Below are 21,575 nucleotides of genomic sequence, written 5' to 3'. Positions count from 1 at the left end.
ATGGTTTAGTTAGTTGGTATCATTATTGTCTGAAGTGCTTGAGCACTAATAGTTATATGTTTTGATTTCCCGTTAAGAGAAATATTAAAATTCTTAGGCGTTTTCCCTTCGTTAAAAACAACTACTGCAATTGTTCCGTCAGGATTTTGGGCTGCTGTTATTTGAAGTTCTTTATCAGAATTCTCAACACCTATCACTTCTGCACTAGGCCGTATATATTTACTAAAATGAGCCATAACATAGTACAATGGGGTATAATACACCTCATCGCTATCCGGGTCAACAATTATTGGTGCTACACACCAATTCTTAAACCAATTTGGTCCACCTTGCCTATCTAAAACCATGTTCCAATCTACCCATCCATCTACCCAGTTATTTAGACACCCAATAATATCTCTGGCATATCTGTTTACAGGCGCGTATTTAGGGTGCAAGTATTTTTCTTCTTCTTTTGCCCAATCCCAACCCCAATCTGTCGCTTCTTTTCTCCAATACCAGGCATCATCTTTCCAAACTGGCACTTGAGAATCTATACAACCTTCGGTTTCTATTAAGTACTTATTTGGTGCTTTGTTATGAGCATACTGCAAATCTTCAGAGTAAATCTTATAAGTGCTTTCGTACCAATGTATCGCTGTACCATCAAAATATTTAGAAGTCTCTTCGTTTTTGTACATAGAATCTACCCATTCTTTTAATCCAGCTCGATTTTGATCGTAACCTAAAATGATTTTATCGCCATGCCCATCGGCTTCTAATTTTGGACCTAAATGATTCATGACAAAGTTGGTCATTTCATCTGGCGTATAATGCATACTTTCCCAGTTATTGCCATTGCCATGCGGTTCGTTCTCTACAGTAAAACCCCAAATATCAATACCTTGTTCTTTGTAAGCATCTACATATTTTGAGAAAAATAATGCCCAAGTATCATAATATTTAGGTAATAATTTACCACCAACCCAACCGTTATTGTCTTTCATCCATGGAGCTGCTGTCCATGGTGACGCAAAAATTTTGAAGCCCTCTTCTGAGACAGACATCGCATCTTTAATCATCGGAATCAAATCATCCATATCGTCTTTTATAGTAAAATGCTCTAAATCCATGTCATCTACTACTGGCGAATACGAATATTGCGATAAGGAGAAATCACAAGAGTTCATATGCGTTCTTGTTAAAGAATAATTAGCACCCTCTTTACTGAAGTAAGCTTTTAAAATTTCATCTCTATTGTTTTTACTAAGCTTATTTAACAAATAGGCTGAAGACTCTGTAAAAGCACCTCCAAAACCTGTTATTTTTTGAAATCTCTTGGTTGTATCAATACGTACGGTAGCCGTTAAACTATCTTCAGATTTATTAAATTCAGAAATCTCAGTTAAACTATTACCGCTCTCTGAAGTCTCATAAACTGAGACATGCAATTGATTATCATTACTACAGCTCATTATTAACGTTAAAACACAAATGATACAATACGTCTTTAATTTCATCTTATTACGATTAATTTTTCAATTAGCGAGGCGCCATAATCTCATGTTTTGTAGGAGGCGCTAAGACATTTTCTATTAACTTAGCTTGATTTCCATCATATGTCTTTTTTATAGGATTTCCATCTCTAGTTAATCCATCAAAAACACCTTTATCTACCAAATCCCAGATTGGATACTTTGCTTTACCATCTATGGTAAATAGACCAAAATGATTTTCTGAACCTAATGGATTTCCGGCATCTTTCCATTGCTCATTAAATGCTTCAAAATAGAAGCATGAAATTCCTGCTTTGTTTGTCCAATTACGCATTAGCTTATAATAAACACCTTGCTTATACTCGTCAGTAGCTCTCGAACCATTATCACCATAAAAACCATTCGATACTGTTGCCCAACCTGTTTCGCCTATATGTATAGGTTTATTTACACCTAAACTTTTCATGTAATTAGTAACACTATCGTATTGTCGTTTAGAAAACTCAATGGCACGCTCCATAGCAAAATCGACTTTTTCTCTTTTTGACAAAGCCTCTTGTTTTTCCGGCACTCCCCAAAACTCCGGGTTATAATGCGTGTTGTGATAAGGATAAGTGTGCATTGAAATATAATCCACAGCTTTAATTAAATCTTCTAAGTCTTTAACGTGATACTGCTCTTCTCCACCACCCCAAGACGCAAAATCATCTGAGCTTGTTATCCACAAATCTTTAGGGAGTTTTCCTTCAGATTTTAAGTTTTGCAAGTGATTAACCCATTTTAAAATTACATTTGGCTGCACATAATAACTTGTTGCCCATTTTACCATTGCTTCATTACCAACTGCTATGACCTTTACAATTTCTGGGTATTGATTAGCTAAAGCAACTGCTCTATCTATTTCGGAAGCATTATTTGGGCTTTCTATATCGTGATTTGGAGCTAAATCCGTCCAAGCATTAAGGCAGTCTATCCATGCTCCAAGCATAACATACATCTCAAAATCTTGATTTTCAGATTTTAATTCCGATATCGCTCTAAGAATATTAGATGCATGCGGTAATTTTGGTTGTACGTTATATGTTCTTATAACTTTAATGCCCATTGCCGAAAGCAATTTCATATCCTCTTTTAATTGCGGTATTGTAGGTTGGCTATCTCTAGACTTTTTTCTATAGCCGCCATAGGAAATGGCTAAATAGTCAGGATTACCTAATATATCTTTTGCTGTCACTTTTTTATGTGTCTGCATTGTTTTCTCTTCTTTTCGATTTTGATTACAAGCTATGATGAATAGACTAAAAACAATACAAATTGATATGTTAAAATTCATCTTCATCTTGATTCTATTTTAATATTGATGGTTTAATATTTACAACGATACTTTCTATTTCGCCACTTCTTGTAAATATACTTTCGCTTATAGTCTTATCTATTCTTAATCCGTCTTGCATTAGTTTTGTGCCATCCGATTTAGAAACCTCTATTGTATTTGATTCTGATATTTTATAAACTACCGGTATTTGACAATAGGTAAATGCTAAACTATTTTCCGAAAGTTGCAGTGATTTTAATTCTGACTGTATTGTCATATAATCAAATCGTTTATTAGCCTCTAAAAATTCTTCTTTTCTAAGTAAACATGGGTTAAATGTTAATTCTCCTTTTTCAACAAAAACACCTAATTCTCCTATACGGCTTAGTATGTCTTCTTTTACCTGACCCGTCATTCCTGGTTGTTGTGCACCTTTTCCTGCTGGCGTATGAGAATATGGATCTGTTGGAAAAGCACCATATAATTGTGGTGGTTTGTGTGCACCAATACCTTCATTAATTTCATAATAGTGCTCTAGTAACCTACCAACAACCTCATCACTTTCGTTATCACGAACAGCTTTAATCGCACATTCTTGAACCGCTAATTGCAATTTAGATACCATATGCCAGTATATCGAACCTAATCCTTCATATCCATAAAAAGTTCCTGAACGACCTGTGAATGCCTTATGATTAAACACATCTTCATAAGTTTGAAGTATTTGTGAACTTTCTTCTCTCACTGATTCTTCATAGTCTAGGCCCAACTCATTTAATGCATTTTCAAGGCTATTTGCATTATTAAAATTGCCATTAAAATGATAATCACCTTTAATGTCTTCTGTAATGATTTGTCGATTTCCGTTTTCTAACAAACGTGTTAGCAATTTTGAGTCATGAACTGCATTTTTTGGAATATTGTTCTTTTCCATAAAACGCGGTAAATCTTTATTAGGATAGAGTAAATAACTATATTGGTCAGGACGAAATATTTTGCTATTTTTCATACTATCCAGAACAGCAATGGCTTCATTAGAACTTAAATACCCTGAACTTAAAGCTGCAACTTGACCTTCAAGCATTTCGTCTAAATACGAAATTTTTATTTCGTTATCGTTTACAATAGTAATAAGGTTGTAAGCATGATGCATATTATCTGAACGCCTATTAGCGTCTATAGTATGCTCTAAAAATCTTAACGTAGTTTCTATAAAACTATTTAAATTTTCATTTTTTAATAATGTTTTATCTCCAGAAAAGGCTTTGTTATAAATAGTAGTTCTGTAAAAGCTTCCTGCTTCTCCTAAACCGTCTAAAATAGATTTTCTATCCTTATCTGAAATCACATTAGTTAATCGCTTTTTATGATTTTCTAGAGTTGAATGCACACTATCGAAGAAAATTTTTAACTCTTCTGATATTTCAAAACTCTCTAAAGATTGCGAATTAATTATATGCTTGAAAAATTTGAGAAAACGTCTCAAATAATTAAGTGTAACCATTGACACACCATTACCGACGAGCGCATTATTAGCGTCGTTCCATTCTGGACGCTGTGTGTTTAACCAGATACCTGCTTCGGGGATGAAATTTGAAACTTTAGCTAGTACTGTAGCTAATATTTTCTCGACAAAATTAACTTTATAAATAAAGTAATTTTTATCTCTAAGTAAAGCACCATCTGCCCCAAGCTGCTCACGCTTTACATGAATTTCTTCGTCTGTTTTTTCATCAAAATCTATAGTATCCTTCGGGTTTTTAAGAAGGTCTTGATACGATTTTATTCTATATGGCACATTGGCATAAACAAATAAATCTTTATCAAAAAAGCTGGCTAATCTTCCTGGTTTATGGTCTTCTATAAATTCTAAAAACTTGAGTAAATATATTATTTGATGATCACCCCAATATCCAATATAAGACCAAGGGTCATCTGGCTCTATGGTTTCCCAATCAAAACCATCTTTAGTTACTCGGTAAGGATTATAGCCATCAAAGGTTGTAGCGTTTAGAAACTTATGAATCATACTTTCTACAAATTCAGGAAAAGCATGCGCTAAAGCTTCCCAATTCTGAAAAATATCACGCCAATTGCCCTCATAATCTAAAACTTTAGACCCATCAATTTCATTACGTGTATTTATTGAAAATTTGTTCCAAGGTCTACTCGGGTCTCCGTGTCTACGACTAAACTTGAGTGGCATGTACTCTAGACATAGTCTTCTAAAATTTTTGTCATCACTAGCATAGGCCATGTCTCTTAAGTGAAACAAAGAGAATGTACTCGGTAAGTCTTTTAAGGCATTAGTAGACTTAGCAAATACTTTTTTATTAGCTTTTGAGATATAGTTAGTGAAGTCCCATTTTTCAATAGTATAATTATCATCAAATATACCGCCACGCATGATATTAAATAATGTATTTGCAAAATGCCTTGTATCCCTTTGCGTATCATTAGTTAATTGCAATGCATCTGAAGACGCGTTAAGTTTTATTAATTTCTGAGTTCCTCTCTTTATATCTTCATCAATAACAGATTCTATAGTTGCATCAGACTTTATTTGATGCATCAAATTAGCAATATCGGAATGGTCTTGGTTAACGTTGGCTACCAACATCCATTTCTTTTTAGAATTAGAATTTAACTCTACTCTAGCATTTATAAAATAAGCGCCTTTTTCAGCTTTAACATCTGTCTCTGGTATTATTTCTCCAGTTTTTCTAAAAGTATCTAATTGTAAAGATGAAACTAGGTATTTAGGGTTATCTAATCCATTGGACCAAACTGTATTAGCTTTTAGAGCCTCGCTTGGCTCTGCTTTATCTACTATTATTGCACTTAATGCAAAAACACCTAAGCCATACTCCTCTTCTAATTGATTACGCTTATATGCATCAACTAAATTACTAACTCTCATTTGTGTATCAGATGGCACACCATATGGCAGAACATTTTGAAGTCCATCTAATACTTTTACATTTAATTTAGAGCTACCATTGTTTTCTAGCGATGATTTTTTAGCAAAACCATAAACATCACTTGTATTCCACGCGTACCTGTAAGTAAGGTCTAAATCATGGTTTATTTCTTCAAAAATAATTTTGTTTCCATAAATATTCTTATAAAGATTTCTAGATGTTTTATATAAACCTTCTTGCCTAATAGAAAATGGCTCCCAAAGATGTTCTTCATTTATCCAAAAAATAGACTTACTACCAGTAATTTCAGAAGACTCTGTAATTTTATCATCTGTATAATATGGAAAAAGAGAGAATTCACTATTTTTTCTTCCAGCAGAAACGCCTCCATTACTTGATATAAACATCCAGTGATTAGAATCACTAACTATGCTCATAAAGAAAGGACGCATCTCGTCGCTATTTGAAATTTTAAAATAAGACTCTTTGTCTATAATTACAGTTTCAAAACCTACATCTCTATTAAGATTTAAATCTTTTATATTTTCTTGTAAAACAGGGTTACCCATTGACTTAATTATACTTTTAATAGTTTTTATAACAAAAGGCTAACTCATAAATTAAATAGCAGTTAGCCTTTTTTGTTTTTTCACCTTAATTTAAAGTTATTCCATTAACTCTATATCATCGATATAGTATGTACCACCATTAGTAATAGGGCTGTCAGCCATATCATTATCAGGTTTAATAACTAATCTAAAATATGCCGTTGGTGCTGGAATAGCTGTAAATGTGAAGGTTACTTCTGTCCATTCATTTGCATTAGGAACTGTCACAAACGCACCTGGCGGATTACCAACTCCTGGATCATCTTGTGCTACCTCCATGCGGAATGTAACGTTGGCTTTTGTTGAGTATATTTTCATTTTAAACTCATGAGCCGCATTTGATAAATTGAAATTGCTTGCAAAGTTATTTTGAACGCCTGCAAAGAACTCAGAGCCCGTTGGTTTATCTATTCTAAGTACATAATTTGAAGTATTAATACCTGATGGATTTGGGTTATCATCTAAACCTGAAGTTAATCCACTACCAAAATTTAAACTTTGAGGGAAAGTTTCACAACCTTCAAAGTCTAATGGCAATGCTGTTGCGGCTACTTCTCCAGTAGTACAATTTCCACCAGTAGGTCCGCCACCACCGCCAGGTGTGCCATATACCATTAAATCGTCAAAATAATATGTGCTACCATCTGCCACATTGAAGTTAAAGAAAATAACAATCTTATCAAATTGAGGCGTTGCAGTTGCTGCAAAATCATATGTTAATTCTGTCCATGTATTTGCGGCTCCTGTTGTTTGTAAAATCTCAACAAAGTTTCCAGAGTTACCAATTTCTTCTAATTTTAATAAAACTGGGGTATTTGCCACTGGAGACCAAACTTTCATTCTCATACCTTCAGAAGTATTGAAATCAAGTTTGTCTGCTAAATCAATTTGTACATTATCAAAAGGAGAATTATTAAATCTTATAACCTCAGCAACTCTACAAGAGCTATTTACAGGTCCTGCAAAATCAGGGTTATCAATATATGACACTCCAGTGTTATCTCCAATTAAGGCAGGTGTATCTGTCTGGAATGTAATATTTAAATCTGATGCTGAAGTAGACTCTGATGTTTCTGGCGTACAAGTTGCTGGGCCACCGCCACCACCACTGTAAACCATTATATCATCAAAGAAATAAGTACTACCGTCAGCTACATTGAAATTAAAGAAAATCACCATTTTATCAAATTGTGGTGTAGCTGTAGGTGCAAAATCATAAGTCAATTCTGTCCATGTATTTGCAGCACCAGTTGTTTGAACTATTTCAACAAAATTTCCAGGATTACCTATTTCTTCAAGTTTTAATAAAACTGGTGTGTTTGCAATTGGAGACCAAACTTTAATCTTAATGCCTTCTGATGCATTAAAATCTAACTTATCTGCTAAATCTATTTGAAGATTATCAAACGGAGAATTATTAAATCTCACTGCTTGACCAACTTTACAAGACGTATTTACCATATTATCAAAATCTGGATTGTCTATCCAAGTAAATCCTGTATTATCTTCTATAAACGCAGGTGTATTAGATTGGAACGTAATATTTAAATCTGCTGCTAATATAGATTCTGATGTTTCTGGTGTACATGGTGGACCAGTTACTACTGATACTTGTTCTATATCATCTACATAGAATGTTCCCGCATCTGTTTGGTTAAATGCTACAAAAAGCACCATATCATTATATGACCCTGAAGAGTTTATAGTAAAGGTTAATTCTTCCCAACCGGTTCCTGTATGCATTTGTAAATTTTCAACATCTGCTTCTGTACCATCTTCAAACTTTAATAGAATTGGAAGTGCTTGATTAGAGAATAATTTTAGTCTAATCCCTTTATCTGTAGAAAAATCAACAGGAACATCAAAATTAAAGAATGCATTTTCAAAATTATCTCCAGCATTTGTTATCTCACCAACCATTGAAGGCATATCATTGATACCTGACAATTCAGGGTTATCTATCACGGTAAAGTTTACATTACCTACTATCTTAGTTGCATAATCAATACTTTCACAATCAAAATCAACTGGCAATTCTAAATCTGTATCTGTACAAGGAATATCAGCTGTATTGATTTGCGTAATATCATCTATATAAAATGTGCCTGCTGTTGTTCCTGGACCATCAACAAAGAATGTCACAACATTGTAGCTCGCCGCAGAATCAAAAGTAAAATACAACTCTTCCCAACCTGTACCTCCATGACTTGCAGTAACCTCAATATCTGCTGCTGTTCCATCCTCTAATTTTAAAAGTACATCCACGGGAGAAGTAGACCAAAATAAGATTTTAACTGTTTTATCTGTAGTTAAATCTAAAGGCTCACCTAACTCAAAAAAGAAACCTTCGAAAGTAACTCCACTGTTAACAATCTCACCAACATTAGACACTGTTGAGTTTGCACCAGATGCATCTGGGTTTTCTACTATTTGAAATGTGGGAGCTGTTGGTGTGCCAAATACCTCCACACCATAATCAACTAATGGATTGTCAAAAGATATAGGAAAAGCTACTTCTTCTGGTATGGCAATAGTAAAAGTATCTTCAAAAGTATCTGATGCTCCTGCAACATTTTTGGCTTCCATTACTACTGTATATGTCCCTGAGGTATATACTTTTGTTGGATTAACTTCAGTAGAAGATGTTCCATCTCCAAAATCCCAAGAATAACTATCTGCATTTGTTGATGTATTAATAAATGCCACTACACCAGTATCTTGGTTAATTGTTTGCGTGAATTCTGCGTTTATTTGTGGTAAGACAGCATCATCTTCATCACAACCTAAATATGCTAAAGCCAAAAATAAGACAGATAGCAATTTTATTCCTTTGGTTACTTTTTTCATAATATTATTGTATTGCATGATTTTTTATTGTTGGTAAACTCGTACATAATCTACGAGCATGGTTTGTGGAAATTCTGTTTCTGAATTTGGTGGACCTGGTAAATTACCACCAACTGCTACATTTAAAATGATATAAAATGGTCTATCATTAAACACCCATTCGCCTTGACCATTTGTTTCTTCATCAATATCTTCAGGTGTAATTTGATTGTAGAGCACATCATCAATGTAATAATTGATATAGTTAGGCCCCCATTCTATGCCATATACATGAAATTCTGTATCTACTCTAGAGTTCTCCAGTGTGTAATTTTTTGATACAGATTCAGCTCCAGAATACCCTGGCCCATGAACAGTTCCAAATATTTGTGTTGGCTCATCTCCAACATTTTCCATAATATCAATTTCTCCTATTTGAGGCCAAATTGAACCATCACTATCATCTCCTAGCAACCAAAATGCAGGCCACATACCTTGACCATAAGGCAAACGAATACGAGCTTCGAAGCGTCCATACTGTTGCTGAAACTTATTTTTTGTCTGTAATCTTGCTGATGTATACTGAGCTCCATTAAATGCTTCTTCCTTAGCAGTTATCAAAAGAAAGCCATTTTCTACAGTAGCATTATCTGGTCTATCGGTATAATATTGTAATTCGTTATTACCCCAACCAGGAATTCCTTGTGCAGTACCATCACCGATGTCAAAATTCCATATTGTTGTATCTATTACGCCATCGATATCAAAGTTGTCCTCAAGAACTAGGTTATCGAAAGTAGCTACGGTTTGTGTTTCGTCTGTATTACAGCCTAATAAAACCATAGTAAATACTAAAGTATATGCTGCTATTCTATTTTTAAAAATCTTTTTCATCTTTTAAAATTTATTAATCTCTGTAGAAGTATATATTATCAACTGCGAAAGAACCTCCGTTTGATACTAAGACAACTCTTGATATGTTATTTAGATTAGGAGAACCAAAAAATCCACCGCCTGTTCCTAGAGTAAAGCCGTTTACAGGTATATCTATACCAACCCATGTTCCTTCGACTAACTGCGAAGCAGGCACAGAAAAACCACCTCCTGTATCATCACCCCCACCGTCAGCATTGTCTGCTCCAAAATCTATCAATTCGATAGTAAGATTAGGACTCATAGAACTTGTAACTTGAACATCTATGTGCAGAAATTCCATAGCGGATACATTTTCTGTACCATCCCAACCAAGACCAACAAAGGTTAGATTATTATAGTTGACTATATTATCGCCACCTAAATTTTGTGTTTCAATTTGAACATCCGAGTCATTAAATACTGCAAAGTTTAAATTATCAACATTTGTATAAGCATCACTAAAAATTGATATAACATCAGCAGGATCACGAACTGGTGGCGTGTCTGCTGCATCAAAACTACCTCCAACTTCTAAAGTTAAAGACCCTTCTGCAAGAACTCCTGCAAGTTGGGCAGTAATTATTGCTGTACCTTCACCTATTATAGACACTTCTCCTAATTCATTAACAATAGCTACATCTAGGTTCGAGGATTTAAAATCAAAATAAGAAGCTGCAGGTTCTACTGTAGTATTACTACCATCTTCTAGATTGAATGTTTGACTTAATCCTACAACAGTTACCGAAGTATCGGTAAAACCTTGCTGCATAACGTCTTGTCCATTAAAAATTCTAGGTCTAGGTTGCGCAACAGTGCCTAGGTTTTCGAATCGTAGCTCATCTATCCAAAAGGTAAAACCAATTTCATTTCCGTTAGGAACTGAATCTATTATATCCAAACCTCCAGCAGAGAATATAAACATCCCTTTCTCTTGTATTAATTTTGAAGCATCAGGAATTGGGATTGTATACTTTCGCCAATCTGTCGAAAGTTGTGTGTTTAGTTTACCAACACTGAATTTATTTTCGCCAAAATCAGTACCAAATCCAAACAGCCCAATATTAGCAGTTGTTGATGCTCTTGCCCAGAATGTCAACGCATCGTAACCACTAAGGTCTCTTCCAGCTCCGCGATCAAGAAAAATCCCTCCAATAAATCCTCCATTAGGATCATTAGGCGCAGGCACATCTATTCTAATTGAAGACGTTCCTTCGAAAGCCTCATTATCGTCAGTACCAAAACCTTCAGGATTTGCTCCACCAGCAGGATCAAATGAAACAAAAAACTCATCTGTAAGACCTACAGGTGCATCTGTAAATATGTCTCCAGTCGTTGGAAATGATGCAAACTCAACATCATCTGACAATCCTCTTTCACAAGCAAACATAACTGATAGTACAGTTAGGAGTATAAATGCTCTATTTATGTTATTAATTTTTTTCATCTTAAAAATTATTTTCCAATGTTAATGTGTACATAAGTTCTAATCTCCCATTCTTGCCCATTATCAAAACCTACAGCACTTATTGGTGGTACAGGAGGGAACGTATTTGGTGCAACAAAGTTTGGCCCAAATCGAGGTGAAAACTCATTTAAGGATCTCCATGTGCCTCTAATCCCAATTCGAGTGCTCGGCAAAATAAACCAGTCTGGCTTTCCAATACTAGTTGATAAATCAAGCATAAGCTGCAAAGGGAACGTCAGGTTAAAATCTCTATGATAGTCAAAAGGCCCCCAGTCATTTACTTTCACATGTGCTTGTAACATGTTCTTTTTATAGATAGCTCTTATGTCACCACCAAAACGCTTAATCAGTCTATCACTATCTCCATTTGCTTGACCATTTCCATAGTAGAAGTTTCCAATAATACCTAAGTCATTGTCAAGTTTAGATACCATTCTTGAATTTATCTCCCAAAGATCTTCAGCAGGTGCTGATTGCGGAAAAGCAAAAAACTGTCTATTAGCAAGGAAACCGATATGTGCATCTGTAGTCGTAGGCAATCTTCTATATGTGAAACCAAGATTAGCAGCAAATTTTGCATCCTCAGCTCTATCATTGTTCCATTCGTACATCCATGTTCCAGGAGTTGGATCGTAAGTCACTAACATTTCATAACCATAAGTTTCACGGTTACCATTTCTTACTGCAAAAGGATCGTCAATAACATTTCTCAATCGTCCAGGTCCTTGTACATCATTAGGCATTGGATCTACTAAAGGTTTTTGATACATAAAGTTTGGAGCTAATTGAAAGTCTCCCACTGTATATGTAAATCCAGATAATACATTAACTTGATTTCCGCTACCTGAGTCTCTCAATCTCCAACCTGTGAAAGTCTGTGTTTGATCAGCCCCACCATTAGCTACTAAGCCCATGTATGAACCCTGACCGTACCAATTGAAGCGGCCACCTTGGTACATAACTTTAAACTTACCTCCCCAATTATCACTAGATTGGATTCTATCTTCATAAACTACATAGTTGCCAGGTGTACCTCTTACATCTTGAAACGTCAAGCCATTTAATGGACTTCCTGCCCAAATACCTCCTACCATGACATTAAATTTTCCAAAGTCTTTTTCAACTGCAAGAGTTGCTCTTTCTGTTGGAAATGCTGGAATAATACCACTTCGGACCTGATTAGCATCAAGCACACGTTGACCGGTAACAGGATCTATTTGTATATCTGTTTCAAAATCTCTGTGATATATACCAGTTATATCATAGCCTTTATAATTTTTAGAGTATTTAAATAACATTGTAGGATTAGCTCCCCACCAAAGTTGAGGGCCAATTGCAGCTTTCAAACCTTTAAAAGCGCCTTTACCATCAATTTCTGCACCTAGGATTTCACCACCATAAATATCTAGGTTTGGTCCATAATTAGCTTCTGGATATAACCCAAAGAAGTCACCCTCATAACCCCAATGATAATGACCTGTTCTGTAAAATCCTCTTAAATCGAAGTCTTTAGCATTCCATTCAAATTCAGCGTTGTATACTTGAACTCTATTATTGTCATTTAGAATTATTTCTTCACCATTTGCGCCTTCAACAGTTACTGGTCTTGCTCTGTTCTCATAAAATATTTCATCTATGGGATTTTGTGCCACATTACCTACTATATTAAAATTAACATTAGCTCGCATATTTGAAGCAGGTTTCCCTTGAATTCCAATAAAATACGACTGCATATGATCAAAACCTAACTGATTAGGAAATGTATTTGAAGTAGGGTCAGGAGTATCTGGTGTTGTAATCAAATTTCCACCTGTACTAAACGTAGAAAATCTTGCACTCAACTGACTTATGCTTAATTTTCCTGAGTCAGTGGCTCCAAGTGCTGCTTTATCACCTCTGGCTTTTAAAACAGCATCCATAAGATTAATATTTTTAAAATAATTCTCTACAAAATCAGAATCAACACCTTCATCATATGGGTTTAATTGATGTGCTTCTTTTAAGGCATAATATACTGCACGAGGATACAACTCATAAAGCCCACGCTCATTAGTTGGTCCTTTGGCACAAATACCAAACCACTCTTCATTCATATTGTTACCACCTGGAGCTAAATCTCTTTCGTAACCTCCGTTAGGCCATGTTGCAATAGTATTATGAACATCAAAATCTTTAGTCTGGTTCCACTTCCACCATCCGTCACTAGATTGAAAAGTAAAACCACCTATTGAATTACCTGTTTTACCTAATCCTGCTGCGTTTTGATATATCTCTTTCCAGTTTCCAATGTTATAATATGCTTGGGTAAATTGATCTTCTTTATTATCAATTGCATTGAATGCATCAGCTCCAAATTCTGCAAATAAAATTGGCATATCCAATTCATCGTTTACTTTTTGGAAAGCATCACTAAACGAAATACCTCGATACATATTAGTTCCATAGATATCAATATCTTTACAATATTGTTTCACAATATCGATATAAAGTAAATCTCCATTACATATTGCAACTGGGACTGAAGTATCAATTTTTTTAATTTCTAATGCAGCATCATTAAATGCTTTGTAAAGTCCTTCAGCTGCTAGTCTAATTCCTGGATCAACACCATCAATTGGAATTGATTCTGTTTCTGCTCCCGTCCATGATAAGTGATAGTTATTTTCGTTACCTATCATATATATTAAAAGACCTGGTGTGTTTTTGTATTTATTAGCCATGTCCGTAACCTCTTTCATGAGAACTTTTCTAGTTTCAGCATCTGTATAATCGGTTTGAGGGGTCCATGCACCATTTATTGTAAGACCATAAGCACCAAACTGCGTATTTAGCATTGTGTAAATACCATAGTTTTCATAGATGTATGTAATCCACTTAGGTTCTAACCCATATGTACGAATAGCATTTACTCCCATATTCTTAAACAAAGCCATTTCAGAATCTAAAGCTGACTTTATTATATCATCTGATTGGTTCCAAATTCCTTTATCAAGAATTCCATTACCAATTGGGACATAATCCCAATTTATACCATTGACAATGAATTCTTTTCCATTGACAACTAACTTTTTTCCAGAAGCATCACTAACAACAGAAATTTTTTCTGCTTGCGCAAAAATTGAGGTTGAGATTAGGATTGTAAACAATCCAAGGATTAGTTTCTTCATTATTATTTTCTATTTATAAGTGTAATTAACAAAAGCTTCATCAATTTGATAATTGAGATATCAGCAAAGTGAAAGCGCTTTTCTTACGGTTTTGGTAAATTTAGAGCATATCTTTGCGAATTTGATAAAATTCACCACAATAAAAAACATACACTTTAAAAAATGTATGTTAAAAATGATAAAACGTTAAACAAAACTTAAAACCTACTGTAAACTAAGGTTTTATTAAGTGTTATAAATAAAGTGATGTATAATTAAAAAGCCATTTGTATAGGTAATGTTGTATAAAAAACTACAAATGTTGTTGATTTATATCTCTAATATATAATTTGTTAAGCTTGCTTCATGCGGTAATTCCATCTTTTTTCGCAAACGATATCGCTTTACCTCTACACTTCTATGCGAGATATTTAATAATGGTGCTATTTCCTTTGATGAAAGATTAAGTCTAAGATAAGCGCATAGCTTTAAATCATTTGGTGTTAATGGCGGATGTAGCTTTTTAATCTTCTTTAAGAAGTCTTTATCAGCATTATTAAATGCTTCTTCAAAGAACTTCCAATCTTCGGTATTATTAATATTCTTATCTATAATCTTAATGATTTTGTTTAAGTCTTTACCACCATCTATATTGTTTAATTCCTTTTTAAGAGTATTCAAAAATTCGTTTTTACGAATTAAATTCATTGTAGATAACCCAAGCTCTCTATTCTTACTATCGATATCTTGCCTAAGTGTTTTATTTTTAAAAGCCATTATTTGCTTTTGATTTTCTAGTTCTTTTATCTCAAACTCTTTTTCTTTAGCGATTACAAGTTTTTGCTTTTGTCTTTTATAATACATCCTGTTTAAATACTGAATCATAGAAGCTATTAGAAGAAATAAAAGTATATAGCATACTATTGCTAGAGGTTTTAAATACCATGGTTTTTGAATTGTAAAGGAATAGGAAGCCGTATTAACTGACAAATCATTACCAACTTTAGCTCTTGCCTCAAAAGTATAACTTCCATGAGGTAAATTATCAAAAAGAATATTTGATTTTGGCGACCAACTACTCCATGTATCGTAAATTCCTTTAAGCCTATATTGATATAAAGATGGTGTTAACTTATCAAAGTCTGAAATACTATAATTGAAGTACAAATCATTTTGTTTGTTTTGCAATGATACTTCTTCGGATATGTTAATGGGCTTTATATCTTGTTGCAATGTAGCATAAGATGCATTATTAATAGATATATTATATTCTCGTTTCTTAAACTTGTTTATGTCAATTACCAGATAACCGTCAGTAGTACCCATTAAATAAGTATCATCTCTTAAGTGTAGTATGTTTTCGAATCCCAGTTTACTTTTTCTTAAATCACTAGGCAAATCAATAGTATTAATTGTTGGTTGGCCTGTTAACTTACCTGGCTCTACATATAGCAACTGATCTTTAAAAAAGCACCAAAGCCTATTATTTTCTTTGTCATGTATTAATTTTCCTGATACATAATTGTATTCAGAGAAAAAGTCTTTTAAAAATTCACTCTTTTTTATGGTTTTATTGGTTTTATCATACACATAAACGCCTTCTTTAAATGTATATAATATACTATCTCTATAACTGACTACACTCGACCCAATACCCTTTTCTACATCTTCTTTTGTATACTTCAAAACATTTTTAAGAGAGTCATCAAATCTTATCCTATAAACACCTTTATACTCATGACTCATTAATAGCTCTTTATTATCTATAAACTCAAAATATCGTGTAGATATATTAAAACCATTAACCTTATGTTTCAACTGCCAATTCTGGTTTTGATTTTTTTCAAGAATGCTCAACCCATTATAATTACCTTGGATAAGCATATCTGGATTACCATTAATAGGTTTAATGTTCCAAGTTCCTTTTTCTTTAGAAACTTGAATTGCAACTCTGTTTTTAATTACAAAACTCCCTTTATCATGCCCGCAAAACAAAGTGCCATTTATGAGCTTTAAAAACCAAACTTGTCCCTTTGTCCCTGGAACCAAACTAAATTTTTCACTACTATTTAATGACCTATAAAATAACCCTTGGTTTGTTCCTAAATAAAGTGCTTCTTCTGTTTTCTCTGAAGCATATACTGTCCCCAAATATCCCTGATTATCGGTATAAACTCTATAAGGGGAATTTAAGTTAAGTACATTAATACCATTATCTAATCCCAACCAGATGTTGCCTGACATATCTTGAAAAGCAGACAGAACAGTATTATTTGATAAGCCATAATTTTTATTAATTTGGAACAATAAGTTGCCCTCAGCATCTAGCTTAATTACACCGTTTGAAATTGTACCAAGAATAAAATTTCCATTTCTAAGCCTTATACTATTATAGACACTAACACTAGAAAGCAAATCATTTGCAGTAATATCCCATTTTTTTATTTGCTCCTCCTGATAGTCAAAAAATCCATTTTCTCTTGTCTGAAACAACAATCCTTTGTCGTTCTTAAAAATATTAACAATCTCTCGATTACTTAAAACTGATGTATTTGTAAGTTTAACAACTTCACCATTTTCAATTTTAGAAATACCTACACCACTTTCTTGAAAATAAATAGATTCATCTACTTTAAAAGCTTTGACAATTCTTGCTTCTGAATCAATTATTCTAAATTTTTCTGTTTCTGTATTATAAATATAAATGCGATCTAAGGACTGAAAAAGAATAAACTCACCAAAGGAGATTATATTCCAGAACTCCTCATCTTCAACTAAATTTTCATCTAAACTATTAGCCAGAGATTTATATATCAGCTTCCCAAAGGCATCTCTTTTCCAACAGCCAAAATCCATATAACTTCCTGTATAAACTAAATCGTTTATAACCGCTACTGATCTTAAGATTGATTGGTTTGGCGTATTGTAGAGCGTCCAACGAGCTCCATTATATTCTAAAAGCCCTTTATTATTAGCAATGTATATATTTTCTTCACTACTCTGACTTATGGACCAATTCTGATCATCTGCCATATAATCTTGCGGCGAAAACCTTTCAATAGGAGGAAGCTCTTGTGATTGAACTGCAGAATAAAAGAGAAAGAAAGCAAAACAAAATAATAGTCTAAACTTGGAGGCTTTTAAATTATCAAAACTCATGGAATATTTTTTTGTTAAGGTAGTAAAAACTAAACAAACCAATAGAGCAAAGGCTTTTAAGCTACAATGCAACATTTATGTATGGTTTTTAATCCTTACAAAATTTAATTGTAATAGCCTTAAAACAAAAAAAGCTCAATCTTTCGATTAAGCTTTTCTTTGTACTGAAGGCGGGACTTGAACCCGCACGACCCAAGGGTCATTGGATTTTAAGTCCAACGTGTCTACCAATTCCACCACTTCAGCATCTAGTTACGCATGTAACTAATTTGGTATATTATATTTGAGCGAAAGATGGGATTTGAACCCACGACCTCCACCTTGGCAAGGTGATGCTCTACCCCTGAGCTACTTTCGCAATTTTTAAAGAACTTTCGCCGTAAAAGCGGATGCAAATTTAAAATATTTATTAGAAAAGCAAAGCCTTTTTTAAAAATAAATAGAATTTATTTTAAGCTTGCTTTTTCTTAATTAACATACGTTTTATTTCGTTAAGCTTCATCAAGGCTTCGACTGGTGTTAGTGTGTCAATATCTGTATGTAAAATTTCATCCTTTATTTCTTCTAGCAATGGGTCATCTAAATTAAAAAAGCTCAATTGTAAATCATCTTTAAGCGTCTTTACTTTATCTGTTAATTCTTCGCTAGAATGTGACTTTTCTAACTTTGATAATATCTTATTAGCACGACGTATCACTTGCTGCGGCATTCCTGCCATCTTTGCAACATGGATACCAAAACTATGCTCACTACCACCTTCTACTAGCTTACGTACAAAAAGCACATTATCTTTCAATTCTTTTACCGCAACATTGAAATTCTTGATACGAGAAAATGTCTCTGTCATTTCGTTAAGCTCATGGTAGTGTGTTGCAAATAAAGTTTTTGGTTTTGCTGGATGCTCATGAAGGTATTCGCTTATAGCCCAAGCAATAGAAATACCATCATAAGTACTTGTACCACGGCCAATCTCATCTAATAGCACTAAACTTCTATCTGAGATATTATTTAAAATTGAGGCAGTTTCATTCATTTCTACCATAAAAGTAGATTCTCCCATAGAGATATTATCACTAGCGCCTACTCGGGTAAATATTTTATCAACCAGTCCTATTTTAGCTTCTTGAGCAGGCACAAAACTTCCAATCTGAGCTAATAAAACAATTAAAGCTGTTTGTCTTAAAATTGCAGATTTACCAGACATATTAGGTCCAGTAATCATAATAATTTGCTGAGATTCTCTATCTAAGTAAACATCGTTAGCGATATAGGGTTCACCTAATGGTAATTGCTTTTCAATTACTGGATGACGACCATCTTTAATCTCCAAATCATAGCTGTCGTCAATTTTTGGATAATTGTAGTTATTAGCTTTTGCCAAACTTGCAAATCCACAAAGGCAATCTAACTGTCCTATGAGTTGTGCATTCTGTTGTACCTGAATGATAAACTGATGCATCCAGGCAATTAACTCAGAGAATAGTTGTTGCTCAATAGCCAAGATACGTTCTTCTGCACCTAAAATTTTTGCTTCGTACTCTTTAAGTTCTTCTGTAATGTAGCGCTCAGCGTTTACCAGTGTTTGCTTTCTTATCCACTCTTCTGGCACTTTGTCTTTATGCGAATTACGCACTTCGATATAATAGCCAAATACATTATTAGATGCTATTTTAAGCGATGTAATGCCTGTTCGCTCACTTTCGCGCAGTAACATGTTATCGAGATAGTCCTTTCCAGATTTAGACAACCCTCTTAACTCATCTAATTCTGATGAAAACCCTGCAGCAATAGTATTACCTTTTAACACATTTACAGGTGCTTCTTCATTAAGTGTCTCTTTAATTTTTTCGCGAAGTAAATCACAATTATTAAGGTTTTCGCCTAACTCCTTCAAAGCTTCATTCTCACAAGTTTCGGCAATAGATTTTATAGGAACAATAGCTTCTAATGAATTTTTAAGCTGAACGACTTCTCGTGGACTTACTTTAGTCGTGGCGATTTTTGAAATTAAACGTTCTATATCACCAATATGCTTTATTTGTCCTCGAATCTTTTGCAAAATAGGCTCGTTATCTAATAAATACCGAACCACCTCATGACGTTGTTTTATTTTATCAGCATGCTTTAAAGGCAAAGCCAACCAACGTTTAAGCGTACGACCACCCATTGCTGAAATAGTCTTATCAATGACATTGATAAGCGTAACTGCATTGGCATTAGTAGAGTGGTATAACTCTAAATTTCGAATGGTGAATTTATCCATCCACACATAATCATCCGTAGCAATTCTCGATATAGTAGCTATATGTTCTAACTTGTTATGACGTGTTTCGGATAAATAATGCAATACAACACCTGAGGCAATAATACCCTCATATAAATCTTCGATACCAAAGCCTTTAAGTGTCTTGGTATTGAAATGTTTGACCAAAGTTTCATTTGCGTAATCGGCTTGAAATACCCAATCTTCTAAATAAAAGGTATGAAAATCATTTCCAAAAGTTTTGGTAAATTCTTTTCTGCTTTTCTTAGAGATTAAAACTTCACTTGGATTAAAGTTTTGAAGTAGCTTGTCTATGTATTCGGCATTCCCTTGAGACGTTAAAAACTCACCAGTAGAAATATCTAAAAACGAGACGCCTATATGTCTTTTATCAAAATGAACTGCAGCTAAGAAATTATTAGATTTAGAATGCAGAATATCATCATTAAAAGCTACACCAGGTGTGACTAATTCGGTCACTCCGCGTTTTACAATTTTTTTGGTTTGTTTAGGGTCTTCAAGTTGGTCACAAATGGCCACTCGCTCACCAGCTTTAACCAGTTTTGGCAAATAGGTGTTTAAAGAATGGTGCGGAAATCCTGCTAACTCTGTTTCGCTCTCACTACCTGCTCCACGCTTAGTTAAAATAATATCTAAAATCTTAGATGCTTTTACGGCATCGCTACCAAAGGTTTCATAGAAATCACCTACTCTAAATAACAATAATGCATCGGGATACTTTGCCTTTATGGCATTGTATTGCTTCATTAATGGTGTTTCTTTTTTTGCGGTTTTAGCCAATGGTTTTATGTATTTTTGTTCCGATAGATATCGGGATTGTAAGATTGCTAATGTAGCCAAATAACCGAGTTTTATAAAGCTAAAAGAATAGAAGTTATCTACAAAAAGACTAAGATTTCAACATGCGAAAATTAAAAAATAGCGAATTAGACCGTTTAGAGATTTCAGAATTTAAAGACGCTGAGAAATCACCAATGCTGATTGTTTTAGATAATATTAGGAGTCTGAATAATATTGGTTCGGTATTTAGAACAAGTGACGCTTTTTTAATTGAAAAAATCTACTTGTGTGGTATTACGGCAAAACCGCCACATAATGATATACGCAAAACAGCACTTGGCAGTACTGAAACCGTTGATTGGGAATATGCTGAAAGTACATTAGATGTCATTAAAAAATTAAAAACAGAAAATGTACACATCTGTTCTATTGAACAAGCCGAAAACGCCACGATGCTTAATGATTTTAAACCTCAACTAGGCACTAAATATGCTTTTGTTTTTGGTAATGAAGTAAAAGGCGTAGCTCAGAATGTGGTCGACACAAGTGACACTGTGATAGAAATCCCTCAATATGGCACCAAACATTCTTTAAATATTTCTGTAAGTGCTGGTGTTGTGATTTGGGATGTGTTTTCAAAGTTAAATCAATAAAATTTTGAAAAACCCTTGGCCTACAAAA

The 21,575-nt window shown here is 34.0% G+C and carries 10 protein-coding genes and 2 tRNA genes; 1 reads left to right on the top strand and 11 read right to left on the bottom strand.

Translation table 11 applies throughout. The features are described from left to right. Window positions 1-5: 5 nt before the first annotated feature. From IEV10_RS04695 to mutS, 11 genes are all read right to left on the bottom strand, one after another. Window positions 6-1,454, bottom strand: a complete 1,449-nt coding sequence (locus IEV10_RS04695) for a glycoside hydrolase family 30 protein (RefSeq protein ID WP_229719591.1) — start codon at window positions 1,452-1,454, stop codon at window positions 6-8. A gap of 67 nt (window positions 1,455-1,521) precedes the next feature. Next, window positions 1,522-2,814, bottom strand: a complete 1,293-nt coding sequence (locus tag IEV10_RS04690; RefSeq protein ID WP_188373527.1) for a glycosyl hydrolase family 17 protein — start codon at window positions 2,812-2,814, stop codon at window positions 1,522-1,524. A gap of 7 nt (window positions 2,815-2,821) precedes the next feature. After that, window positions 2,822-6,280: a 1,3-beta-D-glucan phosphorylase, GH149 family gene (locus tag IEV10_RS04685; RefSeq protein WP_188373526.1), complete on the bottom strand. Its 3,459-nt coding sequence runs from the start codon at window positions 6,278-6,280 to the stop codon at window positions 2,822-2,824. A gap of 96 nt (window positions 6,281-6,376) precedes the next feature. Continuing rightward, window positions 6,377-9,166 carry a PKD domain-containing protein gene (locus IEV10_RS14385; RefSeq protein ID WP_262890100.1) on the bottom strand — a complete coding sequence of 930 codons (2,790 nt, stop codon included), beginning with the start codon at window positions 9,164-9,166 and terminating at the stop codon, window positions 6,377-6,379. A gap of 24 nt (window positions 9,167-9,190) precedes the next feature. Beyond that, window positions 9,191-10,039 (bottom strand): glycoside hydrolase family 16 protein, encoded by an 849-nt coding sequence (locus tag IEV10_RS04675; RefSeq protein ID WP_188373524.1) that lies wholly within the window; start codon window positions 10,037-10,039, stop codon window positions 9,191-9,193. 13 nt (window positions 10,040-10,052) lie between these two features. Continuing rightward, the gene (locus IEV10_RS04670) at window positions 10,053-11,504 is read right to left on the bottom strand and encodes a glycosyl hydrolase family 16 (protein WP_188373523.1); all 1,452 of its coding nucleotides are present in this window, start codon (window positions 11,502-11,504) and stop codon (window positions 10,053-10,055) included. A gap of 8 nt (window positions 11,505-11,512) precedes the next feature. After that, the gene (locus IEV10_RS04665; RefSeq protein ID WP_188373522.1) at window positions 11,513-14,692 is read right to left on the bottom strand and encodes a glycoside hydrolase family 2 TIM barrel-domain containing protein; all 3,180 of its coding nucleotides are present in this window, start codon (window positions 14,690-14,692) and stop codon (window positions 11,513-11,515) included. Window positions 14,693-15,001: 309 nt separating this feature from the next. Further along, complete coding sequence (locus IEV10_RS04660; RefSeq protein ID WP_188373521.1) at window positions 15,002-17,830, bottom strand: helix-turn-helix and ligand-binding sensor domain-containing protein; 2,829 nt, start codon at window positions 17,828-17,830, stop codon at window positions 15,002-15,004. 162 nt (window positions 17,831-17,992) lie between these two features. After that, window positions 17,993-18,076 (bottom strand) — tRNA-Leu (locus tag IEV10_RS04655). A 40-nt stretch (window positions 18,077-18,116) separates the two neighbouring features. Then, window positions 18,117-18,188, bottom strand: a tRNA-Gly gene (locus tag IEV10_RS04650). A 93-nt stretch (window positions 18,189-18,281) separates the two neighbouring features. Continuing rightward, the gene (gene mutS, locus IEV10_RS04645) at window positions 18,282-20,894 is read right to left on the bottom strand and encodes a DNA mismatch repair protein MutS (protein WP_188374191.1); all 2,613 of its coding nucleotides are present in this window, start codon (window positions 20,892-20,894) and stop codon (window positions 18,282-18,284) included. 122 nt (window positions 20,895-21,016) lie between these two features. On the opposite strand from mutS, the gene IEV10_RS04640 reads away from it, so the two are divergent. Continuing rightward, window positions 21,017-21,547 carry an RNA methyltransferase gene (locus IEV10_RS04640; RefSeq protein ID WP_188373520.1) on the top strand — a complete coding sequence of 177 codons (531 nt, stop codon included), beginning with the start codon at window positions 21,017-21,019 and terminating at the stop codon, window positions 21,545-21,547. Window positions 21,548-21,575 lie beyond the last annotated feature (28 nt).

Origin of the sequence: Winogradskyella haliclonae (genome assembly GCF_014635865.1) — a bacterium.
Taxonomy (GTDB): Bacteria; Bacteroidota; Bacteroidia; order Flavobacteriales; family Flavobacteriaceae; genus Winogradskyella; species Winogradskyella haliclonae.
Note: the sequence above shows the minus strand (reverse complement) of the source record. Positions and strands in the feature narration are given on the sequence as shown.

What these genes read in the sequence shown, in the direction of transcription:
- IEV10_RS04695 (WP_229719591.1), bottom strand. Translation starts at nt 1,454, where the DNA reads ATGAGCTGTAGTAATGATAATCAATTGCATGTCTCAGTTTATGAGACT.
- IEV10_RS04690 (WP_188373527.1), bottom strand. Translation starts at nt 2,814, where the DNA reads ATGAAGATGAATTTTAACATATCAATTTGTATTGTTTTTAGTCTATTC.
- IEV10_RS04685 (WP_188373526.1), bottom strand. Translation starts at nt 6,280, where the DNA reads ATGGGTAACCCTGTTTTACAAGAAAATATAAAAGATTTAAATCTTAAT.
- IEV10_RS14385 (WP_262890100.1), bottom strand. Translation starts at nt 9,166, where the DNA reads ATGAAAAAAGTAACCAAAGGAATAAAATTGCTATCTGTCTTATTTTTG.
- IEV10_RS04675 (WP_188373524.1), bottom strand. Translation starts at nt 10,039, where the DNA reads ATGAAAAAGATTTTTAAAAATAGAATAGCAGCATATACTTTAGTATTT.
- IEV10_RS04670 (WP_188373523.1), bottom strand. Translation starts at nt 11,504, where the DNA reads ATGAAAAAAATTAATAACATAAATAGAGCATTTATACTCCTAACTGTA.
- IEV10_RS04665 (WP_188373522.1), bottom strand. Translation starts at nt 14,692, where the DNA reads ATGAAGAAACTAATCCTTGGATTGTTTACAATCCTAATCTCAACCTCA.
- IEV10_RS04660 (WP_188373521.1), bottom strand. Translation starts at nt 17,830, where the DNA reads ATGAGTTTTGATAATTTAAAAGCCTCCAAGTTTAGACTATTATTTTGT.
- IEV10_RS04640 (WP_188373520.1), top strand. Translation starts at nt 21,017, where the DNA reads ATGCGAAAATTAAAAAATAGCGAATTAGACCGTTTAGAGATTTCAGAA.